This is a genomic window from Olleya sp. Hel_I_94 (assembly GCF_007827365.1).
Classification (GTDB): Bacteria; Bacteroidota; Bacteroidia; order Flavobacteriales; family Flavobacteriaceae; genus Olleya.
Window position 1 is genome coordinate 2,628,230 of record NZ_VISI01000002.1, and the last position, 16,594, is coordinate 2,644,823.

Sequence of the window (16,594 nt, forward strand, 5' to 3'; positions counted from 1 at the left end):
GTTATAAATAAACTTCTAGTAACTCACAAGATGTTGAAGATAAAGAAATGTTTTTAATACTAGCAGGAAGTAATACTGTTTCACCTTTTTTTAAGGTAAAAACATCCTTTTTCCACTCAATTTCTACGTTTCCTTCAACACATATGTATATTATAAACGAATCTATATTGCTGTAATCTTTATTTAGTGTACCATCAATTTTAATAAAATTGCTTTTAAAATAGGCTGAATGAACTAAATCATTAGATTGGTTAGTCGTTTTGTTATAGTGTGTTTTGTAGGTGTCGTGTACGGAAAAATCTATGACATCCTTAGCTAAATCGTTATGTAATTCTCTTTTTTCACCTGTACTATTATCAACTCTGTCGTAGTCGTAAATTCTGTATGTAATGTCAGATGTTTGTTGTATTTCGGCTAACAACACACCTGCTCCAATAGCATGGACACGTCCTGTTGGAATATAAAAAGTATCTCCTTTACTTACAACTTCATGGTTCATTACGTCTAATAGCTTACCATCCTTTAAATGTTGTTCATATTGTTCTGGAGATAAGTTTTCTTTAAATCCAATGATTAATTCAGCCTCTTTTTCGGCTTGCATAACATACCACATTTCGTTTTTTCCAAAAGAATTGTGTCGTGATTTAGCGACTTCGTTACTTGGATGAACTTGTATTGATAAAGGCGTTTTTGCATCAATAAATTTAATTAACAAAGGGAAGTTGTTTCCAAATGTAGTATAAACGGTTTCGCCTAAAAAATCGCCTTTATATTTTTGGATTAATTGTTTTAAAGTCAACCCTTGAAGTGGACCTTCTAATACAGTCGTTTCGTCATTATTAACGTCAGATACTTCCCAAGACTCACCTATCATGTTTTTGGAATAGTTTTTACCAAGCTCAGTTTTTAGTTTTTCGCCTCCCCAAATTCTGTATTTATAAAGCGGTTGAAATTTTAAAGGATATAATTCCATAGGTATAAAAGGTGATGTTTTGAGTTCAAATTTACCAAACTATCGCTATATTTTATAGTTTTTTACTAAAGTCTTTTTTTTAATCTGTATCGTGCTTATAATTTGGCTAGCGTTTTTGTTTTTATGTATATTTACCACAACCCTAAAACCTAATTTATATGTTCCAAGAATTTTGGATAAATGTACAGTATGGTATTAACCATGTATTAGATATCAACGCTTATGACCATGTTTTATTTTTAATTGTTTTGGCAGTGCCATATCTTTTTAAAGATTGGAAACGCGTATTGTGGCTAGTTACAATGTTTACTGTTGGTCACACTATCTCTTTGATTTTGGCTAGTTACGGAAAAGTAAAAATAGATGGTGATTTAATTGAGTTTTTGATTCCTGTTACTATATTAATTGTAGCTGTTTACAATGTCTTTACAGCAGGTAAGATTGCTAAAAGCCAAAAAATTGGACTTTTGTTTGTGTCTACCTTGTTTTTTGGTTTAGTACATGGTTTTGGTTTTGCTAGAGAGTTTAGGATGAGTTTAGATCAAGGCGATAGTAAGTTATTGCGACTTGTAGAGTTTGCATTAGGTATAGAGATTGCTCAAATTATAATTGTTTTTGTAGTCTTGTTTTTAAGTTACATTTTTCAAACTGTATTTAGATTTTCTAAGCGTGATTGGGTTATGGTAATCTCTGCAATTGTTGTTGGATTAGTAATTCCTATGTTGTTAAACAGTCCGTTTTTAGGTTAATTATCATTAAAATTTTCATAAACTTCATATTTAAAATTGTGATTAAAATATGAAGCGAGTATCTTCGTTTATATCTAAGCGCATCTTTTTATGCGTTATAATTTCTATTACTTAATTATGTCAGACTTAAAACAACTCAAATACGATAAAGCTTATCTAAGAATAGCTACAGAATGGGGTAAGCTATCCTATTGCAAGCGTAAACAAGTAGGAGCTGTTATAGTTAAAGATAGAATGATTATTTCAGATGGTTATAATGGTACACCAAGTGGGTTTGAAAATTTTTGCGAGGACGAAGAGGGTTACACAAAGTGGTATGTTTTACATGCAGAAGCTAATGCAATTTTAAAAGTAGCGTCTTCTACACAATCTTGTAAAGGTGCAACATTGTACATTACAATGTCACCATGTAAAGATTGTAGTAAGCTAATACATCAAGCTGGCATAATACGTGTAGTATATAATCAAGGATACAAAGATAATTCAGGCTTAAAATTTTTAGAAAAAGCTGGAATAGATATCCAATTAATCGAACAATTAGAAGACTAATGTCCAAATCCAAAATATATTTTCCTTTAGTTATAGGTGTTGCAATTGCAGCAGGAATCTTTATTGGTGGGAAATTAAATTTTGGTGATTCATCAGACAGGTTGTTTACATCTAATAGTAAAAAGGATAAACTTAATAGGTTAATAGATTATATTGATTATGAGTATGTTGAAGATGTAAATACCGATAGTATTGTAGACGTTACCGTTAATGGAATTTTGGGGAATCTAGATCCTCATTCAGTTTATATTCCAAAAGAAAATATGCAAAAAGTTGCCGAAAACATGAAAGGTAACTTTGTAGGTATTGGTATTAATTTTTACACATTTAAAGATACCATAACGGTTATCAAAACTATTGAAAATGGTCCAAGCGCAAGAGTAGGTATTGTTGGAGGAGATAGGATTATATCTGCAAATGGCGAGTCGCTTTTAGGTGGTGGCTATGATAATGATACCTTGATTGATAAATTAAAAGGTGAACGCTACACACAGTTGCTTTTAGAGGTTTTTAGAAAAGGAGAGCCTAAGCTGTTAACTTTTAATGTGACTAGAGATGAGGTGTCAATTAAAAGCGTAGATGCAGCATATATGCTAACAGATAAGTTAGGTTACATTAAAATTAACCGATTTGCAGAAAGTACTTTTACAGAATTTAAAAAAGCATTACTAAATTTAAAGAAGCAAGGAGCGACCAGTTTAGCTTTAGATTTAAGAGGTAATCCAGGTGGTTTTTTAGAAGTAGCTGTAAATATTGTTGACGAGTTTTTGGAAGATGATAAGTTAATAGTTTACACTAAAAATAAAAAAGGAAAAGAAGATAGGAGCTATGCTACCAAACGTGGTGACTTTGAAAAAGGACAGGTGTATGTAATGATAGATGAAAGCTCTGCTTCTGCCTCAGAGATTATTGCAGGTGCTTTGCAAGATAATGATAAAGGGACTATTGTAGGTAGACGTTCTTATGGTAAAGGATTGGTGCAACGCGAAATGAAATTAGGAGACGGAAGTGCAGTAAGATTAACAGTGTCTAAATATTATACACCAACTGGTCGATCTATACAACGATCTTACGACAATGGTAACCGAGATTATTATGACGATTATTCTGATCGCCTAAACAGTGGAGAGCTTTTAGACGAAAGTAAAATTGAAGTAGCAGACTCCTTGAAGTATACAACACCTCAGGGAAATATCGTTTATGGTGGAGGTGGAATAATACCTGATGTTTTTGTTCCGTATGACACTAAAATGCTAAACGAAACCTTGACTTTTTTAGAAAAAAGAGGATTGTTAAATAATTTTATTTTTGAAGAGCTAGAAAAAGAACGTGACGTTTATAAAAACATGTCTAGGCAAGACTTTTTTAATAACTTTAAAATTACGGACGAAGTTGTAAAATCTTTCGAAGATTTTTTAAAAATCAAAACACGCTCTAACATCGTATTTGTAGCTTATAAGGAAGAGGTTAAACATTATTTAAAAGCTACTCTAGCAGAACAGTTATATGGTTTTGGTGCTTACTTTAAAATATTAAACAAGCATGATATAATGATTGATAAAGTTATTGACTTATCTAATAGTGCAAATTAAATTTTATCGTGCACCTTAGTGTGTTTGCCATTATTCCATAAAGTTAAAATATCGGTTCCTACATGTGCTCCACTTCCGGAAGCAATAGCAAACTGACTTCTCCAACCAGCTAAAGTTCCAGCAACATAAAGGTTGTGTTTTATTAGATGGTCTATGTTTTCTAGCCAAATCCTATCTTTTTCAATCGCAGCTTTTGGATGTGGTTTAACGTAGTTTTCTAATCCAGATATGGTTAATAAATTAGTGTAGCCAACAGCAATAACAACACGTTTTGTTGTGTAAGTCTTTTTGTTTGTAACAATGCTATAGCCAGATTCTGTTTCAATAACTTGCTCTGCTTTTTCCTTGTCAATTTGTATAACTTCAGGATATAATTGCGATAATTGTAATATACCTTCTTCAAGTAAGTCCTTTCCTAAAGTGCCTGGTTTTAGTCCTAAAACATTATTAAACAATGCATTTTGTAAATGCGAATTTTTTTGATGCGTAATTAATGCAACTTTTTTTCCTTCAGCAAAAGGTTTTTTAAGTCCAGAACCTAAAATTAATGCGCAAGATAATCCTGCAGCTCCAGCACCAATTATTATCGTATCAAAATCCATTAGCTTTTACTTTTAACTTCTATTTTTTTAGAGATACGTAAAATATGTACTAGGCAAATAGCGCATAACGAGGCTAGTATGGTGATTATTGCAACAATGCTTTTTCCTTCAAATAATGCAGAAAAATTAAGGTTTGTAGCATTATATATTATTAAAACAACAGATATTATAGTTGTGATGTATGTAAATAGTTTCATTAAAATAAATTTTTATAAAAATACAACAATTAGGTTAAAAGTACTTTGATATTGTCGGTAAACAGTTTGACAGCAATTGCTAATAAGATGACTCCAAAAACTTTTCTAATAATGCTAATTCCGTTTTGACCAATAAGTCGCTCAATGCGTTTAGATGTTTTTAAAACAATGTAAATTACAATCACGTTTAAAATTACAGCTATTATTATGTTTTTAATATCATACTCAGCACGTAAAGATAGTAATGTAGTTAAACTACCTGGTCCGGCAATTAGTGGGAAAGCTAACGGAAATACAGACGCAGTTAAAGGGTTAGTGTCTTCTTCTTTGTATAGGGTTATTCCTAAAATCATTTCTAAAGCAATAAAAAATAATATAAATGATCCTGCTACAGCAAATGAGCTGACATTAATACCAATAAGATTTAATATGCTTTTTCCTAAAAATAAAAATGAGATTAATATAATTCCAGCTATAATTGATGCTTTTTCACTTTGTATATGACCAACTTTTTTACGCAAATCAATAATTATTGGAATGTTACCTACAATATCAATTACAGCAAAAAGCACCATAAATACAGTAAATATTTCTTTAAAATTTATTGGCATAACGTATAATTTTAATTTATTTATTTTTTTGCAAAAGTAGTCTTAATTCATTGAATTTTAGTGCTAAACAATGAATAAGTTTCTAGTTTTAAAATTATAGCGCTTACTTTATTTAGATGGTTTATATTTGTAAAAAAATAAGTTAAGTTATTTTATGTTTCAATTAGGTAAAACTATAGTGTCTGAGGCTATAATAGAAAAGGATTTTATGTGTAATCTTTCTGCATGTAAAGGCGCATGTTGTATTGATGGAGATGCTGGTGCACCTTTGTCTAAAGATGAAGCTCAAATATTAAAAGACATTTACCCAAAAGTAAAACCCTATTTACGTAAAGAAGGTATTGCTGCAATTGAAGCTCAGGGAACGTCTATTGTTACCGATTTTGGAGATATAGAAACCCCTTTAATTAATGGTGCAGATTGTGCTTATGTTATTTTTGATAAGAAAAAAACTGCGCTTTGTGGTATTGAGGAAGCCTATAATCAAGGCGATGTAGATTGGAAAAAACCAGTCTCTTGTCATTTGTATCCAATAAGAGTTAAGGATTATACCGAGTTTTCTGCTGTTAACTATGATAAATGGGATATTTGTGATGATGCTTGTACCTTAGGTAAAGAATTACAAGTACCAGTTTATAAATTTGTTAAAGAAGCACTTATTAGAAAATTTGGAGAAGATTGGTATACAGAACTTGAAAAAGTTGCCGAAAAAATGTCTAAATAATTCGGCTCTGCCAATAGCTTTAATTAAACTATAAAAATCATACTTTAATTCTCTTAAAGAAAAGTAAAAAAAGCTTTACTATTTAAGACTAAAATCTCAACTCTTTTTAACTTAATTTAAAAAGAAAAAGTGAGATAATTTTGTAATGCTCTATTCAAATAAAAACAATCTTTTTTTAACACTATTTATATCAAGTTTTGATACTAATTAGCGTTTGTTGTAAAATACGTTTTGTGTGCTTTTAGTGTTAACGTTTTTGTGGTATTAATTGTAATAATTTACAAAGTAATAATAATCTCAATTTCATTTTTTTTATGCCATCTACGTATTTTATTTTTAATAATGCAAACAAAACAAATCTTTTAGGTTTAGTTGTATGTCGCTGATAAATAAGATGCTACAAAAGTATTTTTTGTTAAAGGTTGCATAGTGACTAGAGTGTTAGTCAGTTAGAAGTTTAGTATGTATTTTAAATTTGATGTAAAAAAAATGACCATTAAATTACAACTTATTTTTGTTTGTTTATGTGTTTTAAGCGTTTAATTTCAATGTTAAAAAAATATTAAAATGTTAAAAAATCCGAAACATCAACAACAGCCACTTGTAGACCTACATTTCAACAATCGATGTTAAAAACTTTGAAAACATTTAGCTTAAACAAGCTTTTTAAATCATAGATTATTTCCAATCTTTGTTAGTCCCAAGTCAAAGCAAATAATCGCATATTATAATCACAGAAAAACATAGTACAATGTCGCAAGAAGTAGAGCCAATTTTAGCAGAAAATAAAGATAGATTCGTAATTTTTCCTATTCAACACCATGATTTATGGGAGTGGTATAAAAAATCTATGGCTAGTATTTGGACAGCAGAAGAGATTGATTTACACCAAGACATTTCAGATTGGAAAGAAAAATTAAATGACGATGAGCGTTACTTTATCAAACATGTTTTAGCATTTTTTGCAGCTAGCGATGGTATTGTTAACGAAAATTTAGCTGAAAACTTTGTAAACGAAGTACAGTATAGTGAGGCAAAATTCTTTTATGGTTTCCAAATTATGATGGAAAACATACATAGTGAAACGTATTCATTATTAATTGATACTTATGTTAAAGATGAAACTGAAAAAAATGGCTTATTTAATGCTATTGAAACGTTTCCGGCTATTAAGAAAAAAGCAGATTGGGCACTAAAATGGATAGAATCTCCTAGCTTTGCAGAACGTTTAATTGCGTTTGCAGCAGTAGAAGGGATTTTCTTCTCAGGTTCATTTTGTGCTATATTTTGGTTGAAAAAACGTGGTATAATGCCAGGTTTAACGTTTTCTAACGAGTTGATTTCTCGTGACGAAGGAATGCACTGTGATTTTGCAGTACACCTTCATGAAAACCACTTAGTCAATAAAGTGCCAAAAGAACGTATTAAAGAAATTATAGTAGATGCCTTAAACATTGAAAGAGAATTTATAACAGAATCTCTACCAGTAAGTTTAATTGGTATGAATGCTAATTTAATGACTCAGTATCTTGAGTTTGTAACCGATAGTTTATTAGATGACTTAGGTTGCGATAAGGTATATAATACCGCTAATCCATTTGACTTTATGGAAATGATATCACTACAAGGAAAAACTAACTTTTTTGAAAAAAGAGTTGGTGATTACCAAAAGGCTGGTGTTATGAACAAAGAAGTTGATGAGGATAAATACAATATGGATTTCGACTTTTAATACCGAAATCTAATCGTAGATAATTTTTATTGGATTATTTAGTTGTTATAGCATTGCATGCAACGCTTGACAAACTTTTTATACCCAACCCAAAAAAAATAATTAATACTTAAATAACTAACCTATTGAAAAACAGGTTGGTCTATATTTAGGTCAAGAAGTTAACCCCTTTTCTGAAAGGCAAACCAGAAAAGAATAATAAACAGTGTAAAGTATGTATGTAATTAAAAGAGACGGAAGAAAAGAGCAAATAATGTTCGATAAAATAACTGCCAGAGTGCGTAAATTGTGCTATGGTTTAAACGAACTTGTAGATCCATTAAAAGTTGCTATGCGTGTAATTGAAGGATTATATGACGGAGTTACTACTAGTGAACTAGATAATCTAGCTGCAGAGGTATCTGCAACAATGACAACATCTCATCCAGATTATGCACGTTTAGCTGCTCGTATATCAGTATCTAACTTACACAAAAACACTAAAAAAACATTTAGTGAAGTCATGCATGATTTATACATGTACGTAAACCCAAGAACAGGTAAAGAAGCTCCTTTATTGTCAGATGAGGTGTATAACGTGATCATGGAGAATAAAGATAGATTAGACTCGACTATTATATATAATCGTGATTTTAGTTATGATTATTTTGGGTTTAAAACTTTAGAGCGTTCATATTTATTAAAACTAAATGGGAAAATTGCCGAAAGACCACAGCATATGTTAATGCGTGTTTCTATAGGTATCCATTTAAACGATTTAGAAGCAGCTATCGAAACATACGAGCTGATGTCTAAAAAATACTTTACACACGCCACACCAACACTTTTTAATTCTGGTACGCCAAAACCACAAATGTCTTCATGCTTTTTATTAGCAATGCAAGACGATAGTATAGATGGTATTTACGACACATTAAAACAAACCGCTAAAATATCACAATCTGCAGGAGGTATAGGATTGTCAATCCATAATGTACGTGCTACAGGTAGCTATATTGCAGGTACAAATGGTACTAGTAATGGTATTGTACCAATGCTAAAGGTATTTAATGACACTGCGCGTTATGTGGATCAAGGTGGAGGAAAACGTAAAGGTAGTTTTGCAATGTATATAGAGCCTTGGCATGCAGACATCTTTAGTTTTTTAGATTTAAAGAAAAATACAGGAGCGGAAGAGTTACGTGCGCGTGATTTATTTTATGCCATGTGGATGCCAGATTTATTTATGGCACGTGTCCAAGATAATGCAGAGTGGACATTAATGTGTCCAAACGAATGTCCTGGATTATCTGATGTACATAGCGAAGAGTTTGAAGCACTATATACTAAGTATGAAGCAGAAGGTAAAGGACGTAAGTCTATAAAAGCACGTGAGCTTTGGGAGAAAATTTTAGAATCTCAAATCGAAACAGGTACTCCTTATATGTTGTATAAAGATGCAGCAAACCGTAAGTCAAACCAGAAAAATTTAGGGACTATTAAGTCATCTAACTTATGTACAGAGATTATGGAGTATACTTCTAAGGATGAAGTTGCTGTATGTAATCTAGCGTCAATAGCGTTACCAATGTTTATTAAAAACGGAGAGTTTGACCATAAAGAGTTATTCCGTATTACTAAGCGTGTTACTAAAAACTTAAATAAAGTAATTGATCGAAATTACTACCCTGTTAAAGAAGCAGAAAATTCAAACTTCCGTCATAGACCAGTTGGTTTAGGTGTGCAAGGATTGGCAGATGCGTTTATTAAATTGCGTATGCCTTTTACTAGTGATGCAGCAAAAGCATTAAACCAAGATATTTTTGAAACCCTTTACTATGCTGCTTTAACAGCAAGTATGGAAGAAGCAAAAGTAGATGGACCATACCAAACCTATGAAGGATCACCAATTAGTCAAGGACAATTCCAACACAATTTATGGAATATCCAAGAGGACACTTTGAGTGGACGTTGGGATTGGGATAAATTAAGAAGCGATGTTAAAAAACATGGTGTGCGTAACTCATTATTAGTAGCACCAATGCCAACAGCATCTACAAGTCAAATATTAGGTAATAACGAATGTTTTGAACCTTACACCTCTAATATTTACACACGTCGTGTATTATCAGGAGAGTTTATTGTAGTAAACAAGCATTTACTAGAAGATTTAGTAGACTTAGGATTATGGGATGATAATCTTAAAAACGAAATCATGAGAGCTAACGGTTCTGTTCAAAATGTAGATATTATTCCTCAGGACATAAAGGATTTATATAAAACCGTATGGGAGTTAAGCATGAAAGACATTATTGATATGTCTAGACAACGTGGTTATTTTATTGATCAATCACAATCGCTTAACTTGTTTTTAGAAGGTGCAACTATGGCTAAACTAACATCTATGCATTTTTACGCATGGAAAAGCGGTTTAAAAACAGGAATGTACTACTTAAGATCTAAGAGTGCAGTAGATGCTAAAAAAATGACGGTTACAAAAATAAAGAAGGCAGAACCGGTAGAAGTAAAAGCTACGGTTGAGGTTGCAGAAAATGATGGTGTAGCTCAAAAACAACAAAAAGCAGCTAATACAGCAGCTAAGTTTGCAAATACATCTAGTGCAGAAGCAGAACCAATGACACCAGAAGAAATGAAAGCTTTAATCGCTCAAGCTAAAGATGCTGAAGGTGATGATTGCTTAATGTGTGGTTCTTAAATAAAAATTAAGTGTTAATATAAAAGTGCCTTGAATTGCTCAAGGTACTTTTTTTAGTGCCTTTTTGAAAAACGAAAAAGCTGCTTAACTATTTGATTTATATGTATTTATGAATCGAAAAGAGTGAAATTTAGAGTAATTAATAATTTAATAAATATTAATTTGAGGTAAAGAAAAGACATAAAAAAAGGGATATCATTGTAGAACATCCCTGTTTTGTAATTTAAATATTTGGATTGGAACCCCATGTATTTTAAAAAAAAGAGTTTTGAGGAAAACCTCCCCTCTATTTTCAGTTTACAAATGTAATAAATTGAAGCTCTCTTCCAAAATAAACGTTCTACTTTATTAATTCTAACAAACATTAATAGTGATGTTTAAAAATTTTAAAAGTAATATATATGTATACGTATACAATTTACAGAGTGGCGCTCTTAAATAAAGTCAAAGAAGAGCAAATATTAAGCCTTTTTAATGGAGAAACTGATTTTTTGAAAATTTGTAATCAATATTATAACTCTTTACAGAAGCAAAAGATTGATTATTACGATAATCAAGGTAAAAAAAGAGCTTTTTCATTAACTTCAGATATTGAATTTCATGAAAATAATAGAATTGTGGTTTCGTATTTAGATTCTGCCTATAGTGGTGAAAGTCTAGAAATTCGAAGTCAGCTAAATAATCTTAATTATGTAGTCAAAGAAGAAGAATTACAGAGTAGAAGAGTGTTTTCATATATTCATATTCCAAAGAGTTCAAAATTTGGGTATTTAGTGTTTGAAAGTAAAGCTAATCATGGTGTAAAACAGGTTTTTGAAAGACAATTACAAAAATTTTTAAACGAATCCGGTTATCAAGATTTTAGAGTTAAGATAACACCTGGCTTAAATTTTAATTATTTATCCAATATGATTGATAAAGGGAAACTTAAAAAAGTAAGGTTAATTAATTATGGTTTATTACAAGATGTACAATTAAACTTGTTTGATAATCTTGATTTGTATTCTGGTGATGAAGATGTGAGAGAGTTAAAGTTTAAAACTAAGACTGAAAACAAGAAGATTAAATATGAGCTAGGTAGATTGTTTTTCTCTAACTTAAATAAGGAAGAGAAGATTTCTTTTTTCAAACAATATTTAGTAGACGAAATTGCTTTCGAGATTTGTCATAATGGATCGTCTAAAACTCTTTATATCAAAGATAAATCTAAAATGAGATCTAATATTGATGTCTCTAGAAGGTTAGAATTTGAAGGAGGTTTGCCGAAATATTCTTCCATGAAGAAAGTAGCTTTGGATTTAATCCATGAGATTTTGGATTATGACTCTCTAAGTTTAAGTGAGGCAGCATAATAATAAAAGCATCCACATTCGGATGCTTTTTTTTGTTCAAAAACTGCAATAAATACTATATTACTAAACCAAAGTAAAGTGTTAATGGAAATACCGCAAAGTATAATATTACAATCAGAATGTAAACATTGTGAAACGCCAGCAAAGGAAGAAGCCTCTTTTTGTTCTGAATGTGGATATCCAATAAAGGGTAGCGATCAGGACATTGCTAAGTTTTATGCTAAACGCGTAATGGATAAGCGTAAAACGGACAATGCTTACGAGAAAATAAAATCGGCCAGAAAAACCTTATTCATAATTGCAGGTATTATTACTGTGTTTGGTTTTTTTATCTATTATAAAACTGAAGATATAGTACCTTTAAGCATTAACTTGGTAGTTAGTATTGTTTACGTCATTTTGGGTTTTTGGTCTAAACAAAGACCTTTAATAGCCTTGATTTTAGGATTATTGTTATATCTAACTTTAATAATTATTACAGCTATTGCAGATCCTTTAACATTAGTAGCAGGAATAATCTGGAAAATATTAATCATTGGATATCTAGCCAAAGGGATTTACTCTGCATCCTCAATTAATAAAGCTGCGTAATGTCTATTTTCTGTAAAAATTGTAATTATATTTTTGAAACAGAAGTTAAATTTTGTTCGCAATGCGGACAGTCTGTTGTAAAAAATGTGTCTACCAATAAGCTTAAAAAGGTGTCTACCATTATTGGTTTTTATATAGCAATGTTGGTTTATATGTTGTTAGTTTATTACATAGATATCACGTTTCCTAATAATTTAGAGGCCGAAATTATTACAGTCCTAGGCTTTGCGTGCATTGTGATTGGTTTTGCGTCGTTTGATTTACAACCCGTTTTACAATTATACAACTACAAAGATTTAAAACTTAAGCATCTTGCTTTTGCGATTGTTACACCAATATTAACAAGCACTTTTGTTTACTTTTTTATTGGTTTTATTAATAGTTTTGTTGCGGATGGTGCATCTGTAAACTATTTTCAAGAGTATTTGTACTTGGATTATCCTTTATTGTGGGCAACACTATTTATTGCCTTAATGCCATCAGTTATAGAGGAGTTGGCTTTTAGAGGCGTCTTGTTTAATGCCTTAAAAGAGGTGACAAGTACTAGGCTTACTATAATAGCGACAGCGTTTTTATTTGCGGTAATTCACTTTTCAATATTTTCTTTTTTATGGATTTTTCCTTTTGGATTATTGTTAGGGTTTTTAAGAAGTCGCTATAACACACTTTGGTTAGGCATGATTATTCACTTTATCCATAATTTTATAATCTTAATGATTGATTATTACAATTTTTATAACTTTTAGATACAAAAAAAGCATCCAAAATTGAATGCTTTTTTTAAAATATATGTTGTGTCTAACTAGTTTTGTTGTGCCATTAAAGCAAAAAACTTATCAATGTTAGGCAGTATTAAAATACGCGTACGTCTATTTCTAGAACGTCCTTCGCTAGTGTCGTTATCTGTAACTGGTTTATAGCTGCTTCTACCAGATGCAATTAATTTTTCTGGTGCAACACCAAAGTCTTTTTGTAGTTTTCTAACTACAGAAGTGGCACGTAATACACTTAAATCCCAGTTGTCAGCTACTTTATCTGTACTGATTGTTCTAGAGTCTGTATGACCTTCAATCATAACATCTAAGCTTGGCTCAGAGTTTATAACGTCAGCTAATTTTTTTAATATTTTGTCTGCTTTTTTGCTAATTCTGTAGCTTCCGCTATTAAAAAGCATTTTATCAGAAATAGATATCATAACTACAGTTTCCTCGATGCTAATCGCGATATCATCACTTTCATCTAAATCTGTAGTGTCAACAAAACGTTTTAAGTTTAATGATAAAGCCATGTTCATTGAGTCTTCTAATGTCGTAACATATTTCATTACTTCTGGACTAACACGACTTAAAGTTTCGCGCATACCAACTTTAGCTTTTTCTGAAATAACAGCTTTGTTTCCAACTGCGTCAAATTTAGTCTGATTTTCTTCAGTTAAAACACCTACTTCATCAGTCAGATTATTGATTTTAGAATTATACTCATTTACTCTAGCTTCAATTTTTGCAAATTTAGCTTCTAATTCTTCTTTTTCAACCTGAGTCTTTTGTAGCTCGCTAGTTATTTGTCCTTTTTCTTGTTCTAATGCGACAAATTTCTTTTTAGAAACGCATGATGACAATATTACTAAAGCGAATAAGGCTATTGATGTTTTTTTCATAAATACATTAATTTTTTAGTTATTCTATTTACGAATGCTAAGCTGTTTTGGATGTTTTAATCTTGGGTTTATTGAAAACGATGTGTGCTTTCAGTTTAGTTTTTGGGCTGTAAACACTTGTTTATTATGGTTTTAATTAGGTCAGGCTAAGTCTTTGTTTTTTTTAAATTTTGAATTCCATAAAGTGGTATGGACTATGCTTAAAGTATTTGCTATTGATATATAGACATAAAAAAAGCTACCTGATTAAGGGTAGCTTTTTATTATAAATGGTATTTAATTTATTCCTCTTCTAAAGTTGCAGGAGTTACAGATGCATCATGAGCATTATGGTACTCTTCTAAAAGATTCATAGTAGCACTAAGTAAATCTTTAGTTTCTGATAATAAATTAAAATATAAGGTTGTATTTTTTGGACTAGACTCTTCAGTTCTTGTACGCTCTACTTGTTTAATGATTTTAGAGGAAACAAGTTCCATTATTTCATTCTTTCTTCCTAAAATATCTCCTATTTGTTCAAATGAGCGTGAATTAAAGGCGTTTTGTGTATTATTGAAAAACAAATCAAAACGTGCATCAATTTCTTTAAGCTCTTTTATTTGACTAAACTTTAATTTTTTATGATTGTTGTTTACGTGTTTATGACTCATTTTAGTAATGTAGTCTAACGACTGCGTCATGTCTTGTAAATAACCTAAAATATTGATGTAAAAGTTACTTGCGTTTAAGCTAGATTCATCTAAATTTTTAATAAAATAAAAGATATTATCTCTAAGTGCATCTACTTCTGTAGACAGTTTAATAACTTGTTTTTTATTCTTTTTAAGTAATGCGCTATCCTGTTTAGCTAAACCATTAATAGCGTTAGTGTAAATTTTGTTTCCTCTTTTTACAACGTTAGCAATGTTTTTGGCGCTTTCGTGAATAACACCTTGTACAGAGCTGCTTTCTGAATCTGTTAAGCTATCCTCTGGAGCAGTTTTGTTAGACGTCTCTTTGTGTGATAAATAATTTCTAACTAGTAAAATAGCAGTTAATAATAATAATATTGGTGTCATCACTTTAGGATTCCACTTTATTAAAAACACGACTGTACCTGCAGCAAAAAAGGCTCCAATAGCAGTTCCAAACCAACCACCAATTACATTTAATACACCAGCGACTCTATATACAGCACTTTCGCGTCCCCAGGCACGATCCGCAAAGGATGTACCCATTGCGACCATAAACGTTACGTAGGTTGTAGATAAAGGCAGTTTCATAGATGTTGCAATTGCAATTAATACACCAGCCACCATAAGGTTAACAGATGCTCTAATCATATCAAAAGCTGGTAAATCTTTACTTTGTGTTTTAGTTAAAGCTTTAGCAGTAGGCTTTTGAAAGCTTTTGTCAATTTTTGCTTGCGTTGATTTTGGTACAATTGCACTAAAGTAATCAGATAAAGCTGAGGTTCCTTTTACAATACCTCTAGATAACATGTTAGGTTCAAATTTTTCATGCGTATCGCCTTGGCTAGATAAGTTAATTTCAGTTTCGGCTACTGTTTTAGCTTTTTTAGAAAACCATAACGTTAATACCATTATAGCTCCAGAAACAAACAATAATAAAGGCTCGGCTGGTACTTTTTTCTCTAAAATTGCCATAGAGAAATCTGCTGGTAATGTTCCTGAAGTAGCAAAGGCTGTTTGCATCGCCTCAAACGAGTGGTAAGCTGCCATAGGGACACCAATAAAATTTACCAAGTCATTTCCAGAAAAGGCTAATGCTAATCCAAATGTACCAACTGCTATTACTATAATTAGAACACTTTTTTTAGTTATTTTTTGAAAAATATAAGAAAATAAAGTCCAGAAAATAACGCTTCCTATTAGTATGTATAATTCGTTTCCTTCTACAACACTATTAATGCTATTGTAAAAAGGAGTCCCTTTAAGACCTTTTAAAAAGATAAAGTAAGTTATTGAAGCTAATGATATACCGCCAAAAATAGCTCCAAAAAATTTAGATTTTTTTTCGTATTGAAAAGTGAAAATTAAACGCGATACCCATTGTACTAATGAACCAACAGTAAATGCTATAAAGACAGACATTACAATTCCTGTAATAATTTCGACAGCTTTTTTAGTGTTAATATAGTTGCCTAAATCAGCAAATGTTTGCGTGTCTGAAGCACTAATTTTAATTAATGACATTACAACTGCTGCACCAAGTAGGTTAAATACAATGGATACAGTAGTGGATGTTGGTAAACCTAATGTATTAAAAAAGTCAAGTAGTAAAATATCAGTAATCATTACTGCCATAAATATATACATGATCTCCTCAAAACTAAACATAGCAGGTACAAATATACCTTTACGTGCTACTTCCATCATTCCGCTAGAAAATACAGCACCAATAAAGATACCTAAACTAGCAACTATCATGATAGTTCGCATAGAAATAGCTTTGGAGCCTATAGCTGAGTTTAGGAAGTTGATGGCGTCATTACTAACACCTACAACAATATCAACGATTGCTAATACTGTTATGGCAATCAACATAAATAAATAAATATTATCCATAGT

The 16,594-nt window shown here is 31.1% G+C and carries 15 protein-coding genes; 9 read left to right on the forward strand and 6 right to left on the reverse strand.

What is annotated here, in order from left to right:
• Position 1 precedes the first annotated feature (1 nt).
• The gene (locus JM82_RS14920; RefSeq protein WP_145005834.1) at positions 2-973 is read right to left on the reverse strand and encodes a type I phosphomannose isomerase catalytic subunit; all 972 of its coding nucleotides are present in this window, start codon (positions 971-973) and stop codon (positions 2-4) included.
• A gap of 158 nt (positions 974-1,131) precedes the next feature.
• Here JM82_RS14920 and JM82_RS14925 point away from each other — a divergent pair, with 158 nt between their 5' ends.
• The 3 genes from JM82_RS14925 (at position 1,132) to JM82_RS14935 (ending at position 3,863) form a co-directional block, all read left to right on the forward strand.
• The gene (locus JM82_RS14925; RefSeq protein ID WP_145005836.1) at positions 1,132-1,722 is read left to right on the forward strand and encodes a HupE/UreJ family protein; all 591 of its coding nucleotides are present in this window, start codon (positions 1,132-1,134) and stop codon (positions 1,720-1,722) included.
• Positions 1,723-1,839: 117 nt separating this feature from the next.
• Complete coding sequence (locus JM82_RS14930; protein ID WP_028284186.1) at positions 1,840-2,271, forward strand: deoxycytidylate deaminase; 432 nt, start codon at positions 1,840-1,842, stop codon at positions 2,269-2,271.
• A complete protein-coding gene (locus tag JM82_RS14935) occupies positions 2,271-3,863 on the forward strand; it encodes a S41 family peptidase (RefSeq protein WP_145005839.1) in 1,593 nt (530 codons plus the stop codon). Before JM82_RS14930 ends, JM82_RS14935 begins: the two co-directional genes overlap by 1 nt.
• On the opposite strand, the gene JM82_RS14940 is transcribed toward JM82_RS14935, so the two are convergent.
• Genes JM82_RS14940 through JM82_RS14950 form a run of 3 tightly spaced genes read right to left on the reverse strand, consistent with a single transcriptional unit; the run spans position 3,860 to position 5,273 of the window.
• Positions 3,860-4,465 carry an FAD-dependent oxidoreductase gene (locus JM82_RS14940; RefSeq protein WP_145005842.1) on the reverse strand — a complete coding sequence of 202 codons (606 nt, stop codon included), beginning with the start codon at positions 4,463-4,465 and terminating at the stop codon, positions 3,860-3,862. The two genes, JM82_RS14935 and JM82_RS14940, sit on opposite strands and share 4 nt — an antisense overlap.
• Complete coding sequence (locus JM82_RS14945; RefSeq protein ID WP_145005845.1) at positions 4,465-4,662, reverse strand: hypothetical protein; 198 nt, start codon at positions 4,660-4,662, stop codon at positions 4,465-4,467. Before JM82_RS14945 ends, JM82_RS14940 begins: the two co-directional genes overlap by 1 nt.
• Positions 4,663-4,691: 29 nt before the next feature.
• Positions 4,692-5,273 carry a MarC family protein gene (locus JM82_RS14950; RefSeq protein WP_145005848.1) on the reverse strand — a complete coding sequence of 194 codons (582 nt, stop codon included), beginning with the start codon at positions 5,271-5,273 and terminating at the stop codon, positions 4,692-4,694.
• Positions 5,274-5,427: 154 nt separating this feature from the next.
• On the opposite strand from JM82_RS14950, the gene JM82_RS14955 reads away from it, so the two are divergent.
• From JM82_RS14955 to JM82_RS14980, 6 genes are all read left to right on the forward strand, one after another.
• Positions 5,428-5,997: a DUF3109 family protein gene (locus tag JM82_RS14955; RefSeq protein ID WP_145005851.1), complete on the forward strand. Its 570-nt coding sequence runs from the start codon at positions 5,428-5,430 to the stop codon at positions 5,995-5,997.
• A 751-nt stretch (positions 5,998-6,748) separates the two neighbouring features.
• A complete protein-coding gene (locus JM82_RS14960) occupies positions 6,749-7,729 on the forward strand; it encodes a ribonucleotide-diphosphate reductase subunit beta (protein WP_145005853.1) in 981 nt (326 codons plus the stop codon).
• Between the two features lie 214 nt (positions 7,730-7,943).
• Complete coding sequence (locus JM82_RS14965; RefSeq protein WP_145005856.1) at positions 7,944-10,424, forward strand: ribonucleoside-diphosphate reductase subunit alpha; 2,481 nt, start codon at positions 7,944-7,946, stop codon at positions 10,422-10,424.
• Positions 10,425-10,825: 401 nt separating this feature from the next.
• Positions 10,826-11,776: a hypothetical protein gene (locus JM82_RS14970; protein ID WP_145005859.1), complete on the forward strand. Its 951-nt coding sequence runs from the start codon at positions 10,826-10,828 to the stop codon at positions 11,774-11,776.
• A gap of 84 nt (positions 11,777-11,860) precedes the next feature.
• Positions 11,861-12,367, forward strand: a complete 507-nt coding sequence (locus JM82_RS14975) for a zinc ribbon domain-containing protein (protein WP_145005862.1) — start codon at positions 11,861-11,863, stop codon at positions 12,365-12,367.
• On the forward strand, positions 12,367-13,113 hold the full coding sequence (locus JM82_RS14980) for a CPBP family intramembrane glutamic endopeptidase (protein ID WP_145005866.1): 747 nt from the start codon (positions 12,367-12,369) through the stop codon (positions 13,111-13,113). Before JM82_RS14975 ends, JM82_RS14980 begins: the two co-directional genes overlap by 1 nt.
• Positions 13,114-13,169: 56 nt before the next feature.
• Here JM82_RS14980 and JM82_RS14985 read toward each other — a convergent pair whose 3' ends face one another.
• Positions 13,170-14,024: an OmpA family protein gene (locus JM82_RS14985; RefSeq protein ID WP_145005869.1), complete on the reverse strand. Its 855-nt coding sequence runs from the start codon at positions 14,022-14,024 to the stop codon at positions 13,170-13,172.
• Positions 14,025-14,305: 281 nt separating this feature from the next.
• A complete protein-coding gene (locus tag JM82_RS14990) occupies positions 14,306-16,591 on the reverse strand; it encodes an inorganic phosphate transporter (RefSeq protein WP_145005872.1) in 2,286 nt (761 codons plus the stop codon).
• Positions 16,592-16,594 lie beyond the last annotated feature (3 nt).